General features: G+C 45.7%; 9 protein-coding genes and 1 riboswitch. Of the genes, 7 read left to right on the top strand and 2 right to left on the bottom strand.

Features of this window, described 5'->3' with window-relative positions; all coding sequences use genetic code 11:
- Positions 1-48 precede the first annotated feature (48 nt).
- On the bottom strand, positions 49-537 hold the full coding sequence (locus ONB37_11410; protein MDZ7400763.1) for a DUF4252 domain-containing protein: 489 nt from the start codon (positions 535-537) through the stop codon (positions 49-51).
- 746 nt (positions 538-1,283) lie between these two features.
- Positions 1,284-1,488: riboswitch (cobalamin riboswitch) on the top strand.
- Between the two features lie 222 nt (positions 1,489-1,710).
- Between ONB37_11410 and ONB37_11405 the strand changes: the two genes are divergently transcribed.
- The 5 genes from ONB37_11405 to ONB37_11385 all read left to right on the top strand — a co-directional run bounded on the left by ONB37_11405 (position 1,711) and on the right by ONB37_11385 (position 7,967).
- Positions 1,711-3,909 (top strand): TonB-dependent receptor, encoded by a 2,199-nt coding sequence (locus ONB37_11405; GenBank protein ID MDZ7400762.1) that lies wholly within the window; start codon positions 1,711-1,713, stop codon positions 3,907-3,909.
- Between the two features lie 267 nt (positions 3,910-4,176).
- Positions 4,177-5,088, top strand: coding sequence for an ABC transporter substrate-binding protein (locus ONB37_11400; GenBank protein ID MDZ7400761.1), 912 nt, complete (start codon positions 4,177-4,179; stop codon positions 5,086-5,088).
- Between the two features lie 221 nt (positions 5,089-5,309).
- Positions 5,310-6,095, top strand: a complete 786-nt coding sequence (locus ONB37_11395) for an ABC transporter ATP-binding protein (GenBank protein ID MDZ7400760.1) — start codon at positions 5,310-5,312, stop codon at positions 6,093-6,095.
- A complete protein-coding gene (locus ONB37_11390; protein MDZ7400759.1) occupies positions 6,092-7,096 on the top strand; it encodes an iron ABC transporter permease in 1,005 nt (334 codons plus the stop codon). Before ONB37_11395 ends, ONB37_11390 begins: the two co-directional genes overlap by 4 nt.
- A 154-nt stretch (positions 7,097-7,250) precedes the next feature.
- The gene (locus tag ONB37_11385; protein ID MDZ7400758.1) at positions 7,251-7,967 is read left to right on the top strand and encodes a DUF1638 domain-containing protein; all 717 of its coding nucleotides are present in this window, start codon (positions 7,251-7,253) and stop codon (positions 7,965-7,967) included.
- A 13-nt stretch (positions 7,968-7,980) separates the two neighbouring features.
- Here the strand turns inward: ONB37_11385 and ONB37_11380 are convergent, their stop codons facing one another.
- Positions 7,981-8,682, bottom strand: coding sequence for a nucleoporin NDC1 (locus tag ONB37_11380; protein MDZ7400757.1), 702 nt, complete (start codon positions 8,680-8,682; stop codon positions 7,981-7,983).
- Between the two features lie 420 nt (positions 8,683-9,102).
- Between ONB37_11380 and ONB37_11375 the strand changes: the two genes are divergently transcribed.
- Complete coding sequence (locus tag ONB37_11375) at positions 9,103-10,341, top strand: hypothetical protein (GenBank protein MDZ7400756.1); 1,239 nt, start codon at positions 9,103-9,105, stop codon at positions 10,339-10,341.
- Positions 10,338-11,546 (top strand): hypothetical protein, encoded by a 1,209-nt coding sequence (locus tag ONB37_11370; protein MDZ7400755.1) that lies wholly within the window; start codon positions 10,338-10,340, stop codon positions 11,544-11,546. Before ONB37_11375 ends, ONB37_11370 begins: the two co-directional genes overlap by 4 nt.
- Positions 11,547-11,943 lie beyond the last annotated feature (397 nt).

Below are 11,943 nucleotides of genomic sequence, written 5' to 3'. Positions count from 1 at the left end.
TCAATTGCAGCTCAGAACCGAATTCGAACCTCATTTCTGATCCGGGCTTCATTGTCTTAATCCGTAATCATCCAGACATTTTATTTGTTTGATGTCAAATTTTTCGCCGATCCTCTTAGCAGAATGCCAATCGAGATCTCCGACGAAGTTAACGAATACGGCATCGGCATTTCCATCAAAGGCAAGGAGCACGAGCCCTATCATGCAGCTTTGATCGTCGTATTTAATGAAAATATCGACCTGCTCCTCATGATCTCTCACCCGGAGAACATTTTCCCAACCGCGCTTCTTGAGGCGATTTTCAAATGTGGCGATTGAAGGTTTTAATTTGACTGCGAGAGTTTCATCCACTGAGAACGCGTTCATCTGGATCAGAAGCAAATTCGAAAGCGCTGCAACAAATTCTGGATCGTCGGGTTCAGAAAACTGAGCAAGGGATTTTAAAATATTCCCATGGAGATGAATATCCACAGTTTGCTGATCCCCAGCGACCACGGGGATCTCATCAATTTTGGTATAACCAGGATGCTTCTTCACAGGCAGATCATATTGAGAAATGAGAGAATCAAAAGACAGTCAAATGGCAAGGATCACGATCCACGCTAAACTGATTTTGCTCATATCGTGCCTCCGCGGCTTTGCTCTTGTTTGGTCTTTTCAAGTTTTCGATATGAAAGATGAAAAGAAAAAGTTGCTAGACGACATCGATCGATATCGGTGACCTTCCCATTTCCATTTAGACTCAGATTTAGTAAGCAAATTCATTAACTAGCTGAATCCAATTCTCATGGATCAGATGATTACGGTGACTTTTAAATTTTGAGACTGATGGGAAATTTTTAATCCTGCTGGATGGCATTTTTGGAGAGTATGGAAGATTTAAGCTATAAGCTATAGGATCAAAATTTCATGGCAGTTGATTTTGATTTTGGGAACAACACTGCTTACCGCATGGTAAGCCGGTCTTCTGGTTATCTAAAAGAACAATATTGGAAGATTTTCATCAGATGATATCTGAGCACTTTCAAATCTTAGGACCAAAGATTCTTTAAAATTTTATAGGCAAAAACTCTTGTAGGATGTTCAAGCTACTCTTTCACAGAGTTGAGATCCGAAATAAATGTATTTTGAATATCGTTTAGAGCGCTGAACATGAAACTTTTTGAGGATTATAAAAGTTAAGCAACGCCTTATGAAATCATGAAAATGAACATTTCAAAAAATAAAAAAAATCGCTTGCATTTTAATTTTCGTTTCGTTATAATTGAGTCGAGCGCTAGCGTTCATTGGAAATACCAATCGGTGAATGGGAAAGCGGTGAGAATCCGCTGCAGCCCCGCTACTGTAATGGGCTACGGATGCTGCACATGCGAAATCATGAAAACGCATGATACGCAAGCCACTGTCTGCTAAGCGTCGGATGGGAAGGCGCGGCGATTCGGTTTGATGCCCTAAGCCAGGAAACCTGCCGATTGGCGCTCGATGTGCCGGTTCTGGTGCGTCGTGTTCAATTCCGCATAAACCTTCGAGGGTGAGGTTTGGAATTCTTAAAACGATTCGAGCAAATGAATCCCAACTTTCCCGGTCGAGGTTGGGATTTTTTTTGTCCCGACTTGGACCGCACGTAATATGGGAATGCTCGCTCTCGAAGGTTCATTTGGGTTAATTCACTTTAAACCAACTGAACCAAAACAAGGGAGCTTTATGCCAATGAAACGTGTTTTTTTCTCGGCCATCGCTGTTTTCTTGTCATCGCTTTTATCTCTCCTTCCTCTTGGTGCAACTCCACTGGGAAAAATTTCTGGCTACATCTATGATGCAGTGACCAAAAAACCAATTCCCGACGCCAATATCCTGGTCGTGAATACGAATTTGGGGGCGGCATCGCGGGACGGTGGATTTTACCTGATCGATCGAATCCCAGCAGGAAACTATGACATCAGCGTGCGGGTGATAGGTTATGAGACCGCGACGGAGTTGAACGTTCAGGTAGCGGGCGATATTCGTCTCAATTTTTACCTCCATCCAAAAGTCATTGAACTTGATCCGATTCTCGTTATAGCTACTTTGACCGATCACCGTCAATCTCAGGTTTCGGCAGCGGTTGAGGTGTTGACTCCTCCTCGATTGGCGGCTCGTAATGCTGCCACCGTTGGCGAGGCGCTGAAATCGATCGGCAGCGTAAATTTTAATTCCTACGACGGCATCGCTGGAACCCAAACCGCTTCGATCCGAGGGGCTAATGCCGACCAAGTGGTCGTTCTTTTAGATGGCTTGCGATTAAACACGGCCCAAGGAGGGGGCGTCGATTTGAACTTGATTCCAGTCGCCGCAATTGAGCGCGTTGAGCTGGTGCGCGGCGGACATTCAGCTCTTTTGGGATCTGACGCCATCGGCGGCGCTGTTCAATTGATCTCGAAAGAAACAATTGACCCGCGAGGCTTCTCATACGGCTTGAATTCAACCATAGGGTCCTTTGGGACTCGGGCTCTCAATTTCTCAGGATCACATCGCATAGGCCTGATGTCCACTTTTTTGAATTACAATCGGCTCCAGAGCGATGGCGACTTTCGGTTCAAATTGCCGTCGAGCGAGCAAACTACCAAACGGATCAATAACGATTATCAGGGGGACAATTTCTTCTTGAAATCGAAACTCAACCTGAACGAACGGCATCAGCTTCAGGCGATATTCCACAATTTGATCGCCAAAAAGGGTAACGCAGGCTCGGTGAACATCAATCCATGGACCAATCAACCGATGACCACCCCCCATGCCCGAGCTGAGGTCGATCGCAAGTTGGCTGCCGTGCAATCCGAACACCAACTCACGACTCGATTTCGATTAGAAGAAAATGTATTCTATCAAGTGTACGACTACCATTACCAAGATCCAGATGGCTGGGCACCGACCGATGATCGCCACAAAAATTCAGCCATTGGGTTGCAATTGCAAGGTCAAGTGTTGGCCAGCCGCTATCTGCATGTGATTGCCGGTACGGAACTGCGACAGGATCGATTGAATAGCACCAAGTTTAAGGTCGACGATCGGAACATTCAAAGCATTTACGGACTGGCCGAAGTGAATTTCCCGTGGAAAATCTTTGGTCTGCTGACCCAATGGAACGCCATCCCCGCTTTGCGATGGGACAATTATTCCGATGTGGCAGCCCAATTGTCCCCAAAATTTGGCGTCCTGGTTTCTACCGGTGAAATAACGACCATCGGTTTACGAGGTAATTTTGGCAGATCGTTCCGCATTCCAACTTTCGATGATCTTTATTGGCCCGATGAAGTCTGGGTGCGCGGCAATCCTGATCTTAAACCAGAAACTGGCAACAACTTCGATCTGGGTTTGAATTTCAGCCGCAAGACCAGTACAGTGCTTTCTGGTGATGTCAGTTATTTCAAGAATAAAGTGACCGATTTGATCTCGTGGAACGCGGACGCTTCTGGTGTCTGGATGCCGATGAACATTGGTCGCGCCAAGATCGAAGGGGTTGAGACCAGTGTGAAATATCATCTCCCGCAAAGCATCGCATATCTCGAGCTATTCCATACGTGGATGAAAGCCACCGATGACGCATCCAATGCTGCCACGAAAGGCAAGAGGCTCATTTATCGTCCCGATAGCAAGCTCGATCTGATTATTGGGACATTGATCAAAGGCCTTTCGGTTAATTTGAATTTCCAACAAGTGAGCAAGCGATTTGTCTCGGCTGATAATGCTCGGTCATTGCCAAGCTATTCGTTGCTGAACGGCAATATCGGCTATTCATTGCCAGTTGCTGGTTTCACTGTTGATGCCAAATTCCAAGTCAATAATTTGCTGGATAAGTCGATCTATGTCATCGATGGCTACCCATCACCTGGCCGGGAGCTGCGGTTTAGTTTGGGAGTCAAATACTAAAATCATCACCCCTTGCGAAGGTGGCGAGCCTTTGCAAGGGGGAATCGCTGCGGCCGCCAAATTTCAGCTTGAAAATTTTGAAAAATTAGCGACCAATTCCAAATTGAACAGCCGACGGTGGCTCGGTCAGCGATTGAGAACGGGGGATTCCGATCGCTTGCTAATGTCCAGAAGGGCTGGATCATATTGGCTATCGAATTCAAAATTTTCTTTCAACCAAAGTTCATACTTCAACACGGCTCTATGGGTTCGGCGAAAGGAAATTAAATGAAAAAAACTTTTTTCGCTTTTTCGTTGATAGTAGCACTGCTTCTGCTGGGGATCGTTCTGCACAAAACGATTGATCGAACCAGCGGGCAACTCGCTACGCACGAGACGGGCCAATATGAACGCATCGTTTCGCTGTCTCCCAATATTACAGAGACGCTGTTTGCGTTGGGCATGGGGGATAAGCTGGTCGGCGTCACTCGATTTTGTAACTATCCCCCAGAAGCAAAGTCGCTGCCCAAGGTTGGTGGCTATTTGGATCTCAATTATGAAGCCATCATTCGTTTGAGACCCGACCTGGTCCTTTTGACTGACGATTTCCAACAATCCAAAGTGTTTTTTTCGCAATTGGGGATCAAATATATCAGCGTAAATAACAAGACTGTTTCAGATATTCGATCGAGCATCGCTTATTTGGGGAAAATATTAGGCACGAACTCTCGAGCAGAAGAAATTTTAAAGGAGATCGATACAAAAATCAGCACGATTCAGCATCGGACTGAAGCACTGTACCGGCCCAACGTGATGATCGTCATTGAGCGGACCATGGGAACAGGGGCGATTGAGGACGTTTATATTGCTGGAAAGAACACGTTTTTCGATGAGCTCATCGAGATGGCCGGAGGAAAGAATGCCTATCAGGATGGAAAAATCACTTATCCGATGGTTTCAGCAGAAGGGATCAGCCATCTCAATCCAGCGATCATTATCGATCTGATCCCGCAATTAAAGCAAACTGGTCTGGATAGTTTGAAGGTGGTGAGCGATTGGTCCAGCTTGCCAGATGTTGAAGCTGTAAGCAAGCGCCAGATTTACATCATTTCAGATGATTATGCGGTGATCCCTGGCCCACGATTTTATTTGTTTCTTGAGCTGCTAGCTCGGATCATCCATCCAGAGATCGACTGGTAGAATATGTGAAAGCTCCGAATCGCGGTATCTCCCTTTTAGCTGATGTTTAGGAACAAAAAAGGCCCTTGCAAGTACAGTTGCGTTGAGAATAGCCTGCGGTGATGATTTTATCAAAGCAATTGGGGCGCAAATTGTTAAATTGAACTATGCAACAGGCAAGGAAAGAATATCAGCTTTTTTTGCGATGCTAGTGATTTCAATGACAAAAATCTAATTTAGCAATGAAACCAATCATCGAAATAGAAAACTTAACTCTCAACTTTGGCGATAAACGAATTTTGGATTCGGTATCGTTACAAATTTTCAAGGGAGACTATTTGTCCATCATTGGTCCGAATGGCGCAGGGAAAACCAGCCTGTTGAAATGCATCATGCGCATTTACACAGGCTATCAGGGGACGATCCTTGTAAAAGATGTACCAACCACCAAGCTGGGACAGAAAAGATTAGCGCGGAGCATCAGCTATGTGCCCCAGGCCAATGGACGGATCTTTCCCTTTACCGTCGAAGAATTCGTGATGTTGGGACGCTATCCGTATCTCAGCCCATTTGCGTCTTTCACAGCTCAAGATCGGATCGCGGCTAAAGAGGCGCTATCGCTCACTGGCCTTCAGTGCTACGCCGATCGACTTATGACGACATTGAGCGGCGGAGAGCGACAAATTGCATTTATCGCAGCGGCAGTGGCTCAGGGCGCTGAAATCATGCTGCTGGACGAACCCACCACGTTTTTAGATCCGAAGCACGAAGCGGAAATCTATTCGATATTGAATCGCTTGAACCGAGAGTTGGGGATGACCATCGTCACGGTCACGCACGATATTAATATGGCAGCGCTGCAAAGCCAAAGGATCGTTATCCTGAAACAAGGCCAAATTGTATCTACTGGTGATGCCAAACAAATCATGCGCAACGAGGTCCTTGCCCCTGCTTTTGACAAACAATTTGTTTTCCTCGCTCATCCAATCACTGGTCAACCGATCATTGCCCCCGAGGTTCAGCCATGATCTACCAAAAGCGAGGGATTGCTCTCACTATCATTATCTCTGCAGCAATCGCTGTGCTGCTGATCACCCCGTTTTGGGGGATGGAATCGATTTCGATTCGATCAATTTTTGATAACGAGAATCAGCTGGTGGATCGAATTTTTTGGATGGTTCGATTGCCCCGAGTTCTTGCTGCGTTTCTGGCTGGAGCTGCTTTGGCAATTAGTGGGATGGTCTTTCAAGCAATGTTTCGCAATCCCCTGGCAACGCCGTTTACACTGGGGGTATCCAGTGGCGCAGCCTTTGGAGCCGCGGTTTATATCAAAATCGGCGTCATCTTTTCGGCGTTTGGAGTTCCAGGACAGTCCTTGGCCGCGTTTATTGGGGCAAGTTTATCGGTGATTCTGGTCTATGGTTTCTCTCGGATGAGAAAAATTTTTACTCCTGCTACAATGCTAATGGCAGGGGTGGCGATCAACTTCTTTTTCTCCAGCTTGATCCTTTTTATCCAATATTTGAGCGATTATGCCAATTCGTTTCGAATCATCCGTTGGTTAATGGGCGGCTTCGAGATCGCAGGGTTTCGTCCGGTTTTCTCGATTTTGCCCTTTGTGATCATCGGGGCGCTTTTGATTGCGCTGGTCATCCATGAATTAAATTTATTGCTTTTGGGGGAAGATATCGCCTTGAGCCGTGGTGTCGCCGTGAACAAGATCAGGGCCATTCTTTTTTTTGCAACATCTCTGATGATTGGCGCAGTGGTCTCTGTTTGTGGTCCCATCGGCTTTATTGGCATGATGACCCCTCATATCTGCCGTTTGATACTAGGCCCAGACCATCGCCTATTAGCTCCAGCAAGCTTTTTCTTCGGCGGGGCATTTCTGGTGCTGTGCGACACAGTCGCACGCATACTCATCGCTCCTGCGGAAATTCCAGTCGGGGTCATTACTGCCCTCCTGGGTGGCCCCTTTTTCCTGTGGCTATTGCTGAGCGGTTCTTCGGAACATAATCCTCTGGGATGAGGTGAAAAGCCACACATCGGTTTGCAGAGGGAGGTAAGGAGATGAATTCCATAGATGCCCAGAAACGATCAATGCGGCGATTCCCAATGCTTATCCTTTAATTTATCCATGTATCTAACGATCACAATTTATGCATCATGAGAAGGGTTATTCAGTGAGCAAATTCTACATCATCAGTTGCCATGTGCTCTGGCGGGAGATCTGCTATTTTGCTTCCATTTCGAAGAATGTGTTCAATTTCCATTTTCTCCAACAAGGACTCCACAATACCCCTGATGTCCTGAGAAGGGAGGTGCAGCAGGCGATCGATTCGGTGGTGGGCGATTATGATGCCATTTTAATCGGATATGGCCTGTGCAGCAACGGATTGGTTGGAATTCAGGCGAGAGATAAAAAATTAGTGATCATGCGCGGCCACGATTGCATCACTTTTTTGCTTGGCTCAAAAGAACGCTACCGCCAATATTTTGATCATCATCCTGGGACTTATTGGTATAGCCCAGGCTGGATCGATACTGCGCTAATGCCAGGCAGGAGACGGTTGGAGCAAATCTATCAGCAGTACAAAGAACAATATGGCGAAGAAAATGCCCAGTATCTAATGGAGGTCGAACAGCACTGGATTCGCGATTATTCTACAGCAGCCTATGTCGATTTAGAGTTTTATGATACTGAAAATTACAAGCGATTCACGCGTACTTGTGCCCAAGAACTAAATTGGAATTACGACGAATTGAAAGGCGATCCTCGATTGATCATCAATTTTCTTGAGGGAAATTGGGATTCAGAGGATTACTTGGTAGTGGAGCCCGGCCAAAAGATTATCGCCAGTTATGATGATCGAATCATCGATATAGCAAAAGAGGGATGAGCAGAAAGGACAACTATTTTTTCTGTTTGACAGAAATAATCTCCTGGTTAATGAGCTGAAGTAGCTCGATGATCTGATGACGGAGTTGCGATAAAAAGGTGTTGCTAAAAATTTTCAGGGCCTCTAATTTTGGAATGGTAAATAAAGATCCTAACAATGACTTTCTGGCTCGCTTCAGAGCAGCCAGGACAAGCCCACGCTCAGCCTCCAAAGCCCTATCGATATCGATATAGCCAGCATGGATGATTTTGCTCATACATTCGAAAAGGCCAGTTTGAAATGTAACAACGGGATGATCCCGATGGTCGACCCAAATATGCCTCATAGATTTAACGACCTTGAGCAGCAATCCGTGGCAGGTCAAAAACAGCGGGTGAGCATTTTGATAATCATCTCGAAAAGTCAGTTCGTCATCCCAATCCGATTGCTCCGCCGCAATGATCGCGTCAATATCTTGATCTTCCATTTCCTGATCCGCTGAGGGTTCTTGGAGCTCATCGGAATCTGGGAGATCATAACCTAATTCCTGAAATGCTCTGCGCAGACCCTCTTCGGAAAAACCATACTTATCCAATAATTGCTCTAACCGACGTTTTTGTTCTTCTTCTTCTTGAAAGAATTTCTCCCAATCCTCTTCATCCCACTCTTCTTCATTAAAGTCGCCTCCATCTTCAGGATCAAGATCGTCAGAGTCATCATCGGATTTATCGGACATTTGTTCCCTCCTGAGAAAACAGGTAATTTGAGCCCCTTGCGGCACGATGATAAAAAGAATTTTCCGAGGTGAACTTGCCAGGCGCGATCAATTATTCAGATTTTGGATAAAATTGCCTTGTTAGAGACCTCAAACGATGCACCTTATTCATCCTATTTACGGGATCTATATTTGCTTTAAAAACGGCTCGACTGTTTTGCCAACTGAAAAAATATATCGCAAACGCACAATTGGATCGACTTAAGACTCACGCTGTTTTTTTTAATATAACTTCTGGATTGCTGCAAAGCAAGCGAATTTTATTGCTGAGCGAAAAATTTATTTGATCATCTGAATGTGCCCGTGGAACAGATTAAGTTGGAGGGTGTTAAAATAGTAATTTTATCGAGAGCTATTTCAAGAGAATTTGAGGAGTTGAACATGATCAATTTGCCAGTAATTATTCATGGGATTACCGGACGGATGGGGCAGGTGGCAGCCAAAGCGCTCCAGCGGATCGCTGCGGAACAAATAGTGAAGATCGATGGGGAGCTGGTCCATCCGATCCTGATTGGCGTTGGCCGAAATATCGATAAGTTGAAGCTCATTGCTGAGGCCATAAATATCGATCATTTCACCACCAATATCACCCAGGCCTACGAAATCGCGCGAAAGATCAATCCAGCACATCAGCTTTACCATTGTACCATCGCCACTGGGATTCGGAAGGAGATCATGCTGAGCGATCTGGCGATCATGGATCCCAAGACAACTGCAGTATTCATGGAGAAGCCGATTGCAGCCAATTATGCCGATGGTCTTGCTATTGTGGAGAAATTAGAACAAGAAAAATTCAAGCATGGCGTAGTGCATCACATGCTCGAAGCTCCAGGAGTCAAAAAAGCGTTGGAATTGATCCCTGCTATCAAACCGTTTCATTGTCATATGGAATTCGGTTATGAGGTCGCCTCAGGCTTTGGCGAAAGACAATATTGCTGCCAGCGGCCCGATTTTAACTGGACCCTGAGAGAAGCTGGTGGTGGCATTCTGCTTGATATGTGCCATGAGGGCTATCTTTCAGAAGCGCTGTTCGGGGAAACGGAGTATCTCAGCGCGGTGGCCCGCCTACTTATTGAGCGGCGCTTAGCTTATGACCGAGATGGCATTATCGAATGCGATGTTGAAGATTATGCAGCCATCCGAAGAGAACATTCCAACGGTGTGGTAAATACATCTATCTGGACTTGGTATCGCCGCATCAATTCAGAATTTGGACCATTGGAAATCACGGTGGATGGGGAGAATGGCTCAATGGTTTTTGGTTTGTATGGCCTGAAAGTGCAATGGAAAGAAACCGCACCGCTGCTGCTTTGGGAACGAGCGCTGGATAACCTAAAGATCCAATGGCGCGACTATTGGCAATACTTGGATCTGAGCTACCAAGATCCATTTGCGGTGGAACTGGCGGATTATATCGAAACGATATTTACTGGTAAACCATACTGGAAAAATGCGATACATGCCCTAAATATTCTGGGACAGGTGGAGTCGCTGTATCAAAGCGCAGCAGACAATGGTCGTCCTATTCATCGCAATCAGTTCCTCCGCTATCCCAATCGCGTCGCGTCCCAGTGGCAGCCTGAAAGATTGCAAGGCAAGTTAGCAAAGGTGAATTCATGATACAAAACGAAAATTTTCCGATCTCAGATCAGCGGATCTCATTATCAGATTATTATGACCGATTAACCAATAAGACCATCCTGGCAACTACTGCGATGTATGGTCCATGGCTGCCAAACGGAAGCTTCGATTGGAAGAGCTACGAAAACTTAGTTCGTGAAGTGATTCGATTCGGAAGCGTGCCTGCTACCAATGTAGATACCACCTGGGCAATCTACAACGATTGGGAGTTGACCAAATTGATGATCTGGCGGACCGCGGAAATCGCGCTTGACATGCAAAATTATCTTGAACCAGATCGACCGCTCCTCGTGGCCGGGTTGAACACCAATTCGCTGGATATTACCGCTGATCAAATCGCTTCCTCGCTCCGAAACCAGATCGAAGAAATCTATCAGGGTTTGAAACACCTTAATTTCTCCCGCATTCGATATATGCCAGTTCCTGATAGACGCCTTTTTTCAATTGAGCCACAGAAAAAAATTGAAATCTATCGCGAAATTGGTCGCGTGGTGGGAGATTACACGGATTTTGGTATGGTTTTCTTTGAGCTCGATATTGGAATCCCTGGTTTTGGTTCTAATTTTTCACCTGACGAGATTGTTGAAATTTTAGATCGAACTCCTCACATTCAGGAATACAAAAGTGCCATCATCAGCAAAAAGAGCGGTCGAAATTACCCCTTTGACTGCAGCGATGATTTGATCCGAATCAAAATTGTTGAGGCGGTTGCTCCGAATAGGGTTCAATTTTCGACTGGCAATGATTGGTTTATCGGATTAGCCCGGCTGGGCAAGAACATCGAGCGATTTGGCTATCTTTTGGGCGCTTCTCAAATGAGCCCACGATTGTTTCAGCAGTGGCGCAGAGGAGTGGAACAGAATCGAATTGAGGCGATCGGCTTGGAACACGATCTTCAGGCAGCCGCCAAGGATTTCTGGACGCCGGGGAATGTGGGAATTTACCGCCATTATCTGGCGATTTTTCTGGCGATGACCGGACTGATCGCCCATCCACTGCCTCATCCGAAGTGCGATGAGCGTTATCGCGTAAAACCGGCCGATTATTTCATCCCATTACGCCATGCTATCCGCTTAGGCCTCATCGAGCCTGGGGAAGCATTTGCTATTGCCAAAAAATTTATCCCTACTGTCCATCATTGGTCAGAGCAAGAGATCCAGCAGCGGATTGAGTGGATGGGGTGACTCGGACGATAGAGAATGAAGTTTGATTCAATGAATCTATCGCATGGAAGGAAAAGTTTTGCGCGAATAGCATTTCGTCATACGAATCGAAGTTTTTGTGGTTGATGTCAACTAAAGGACTTTTGTTCAATGTAGACTGCTCATTCGTTTCGCGGATAGCGCTGTAAAAGTTGGTAGCAATAAGTTGAAACAAAAATCTTCCCAGAATGATTTGTTTCTTTGGCCACAGAAATGAAAGGTTGCAGAAAAGAGACTTGAAAAGATTTCTGTGTGCTTTCAATTCTGCGTGCAGAAAAAATTCTTTTCATTTCTATGGGATATCAATTCTGTGGGAGGTATATTTTCTCCCCCAGAACTGGAATGCCACAGAAATGAAAGGTCGCAGAAGAAATTAAAA

It is taken from the genome of candidate division KSB1 bacterium (genome assembly GCA_034506395.1).
Taxonomy (GTDB): Bacteria; Zhuqueibacterota; Zhuqueibacteria; order Thermofontimicrobiales; family Thermofontimicrobiaceae; genus Thermofontimicrobium.
The sequence above is the reverse complement of the archived record's forward strand: the minus strand, read 5'-3'. Positions and strand labels throughout refer to the sequence as shown.

Bases quoted from the DNA above. Each gene is read 5' to 3' on its own strand.
- ONB37_11375 (MDZ7400756.1), top strand. From the start codon at position 9,103: ATGATCAATTTGCCAGTAATTATTCATGGGATTACCGGACGGATGGGG.
- ONB37_11380 (MDZ7400757.1), bottom strand. From the start codon at position 8,682: ATGTCCGATAAATCCGATGATGACTCTGACGATCTTGATCCTGAAGAT.
- ONB37_11400 (MDZ7400761.1), top strand. From the start codon at position 4,177: ATGAAAAAAACTTTTTTCGCTTTTTCGTTGATAGTAGCACTGCTTCTG.
- ONB37_11405 (MDZ7400762.1), top strand. From the start codon at position 1,711: ATGAAACGTGTTTTTTTCTCGGCCATCGCTGTTTTCTTGTCATCGCTT.
- ONB37_11395 (MDZ7400760.1), top strand. From the start codon at position 5,310: ATGAAACCAATCATCGAAATAGAAAACTTAACTCTCAACTTTGGCGAT.
- ONB37_11370 (MDZ7400755.1), top strand. From the start codon at position 10,338: ATGATACAAAACGAAAATTTTCCGATCTCAGATCAGCGGATCTCATTA.
- ONB37_11390 (MDZ7400759.1), top strand. From the start codon at position 6,092: ATGATCTACCAAAAGCGAGGGATTGCTCTCACTATCATTATCTCTGCA.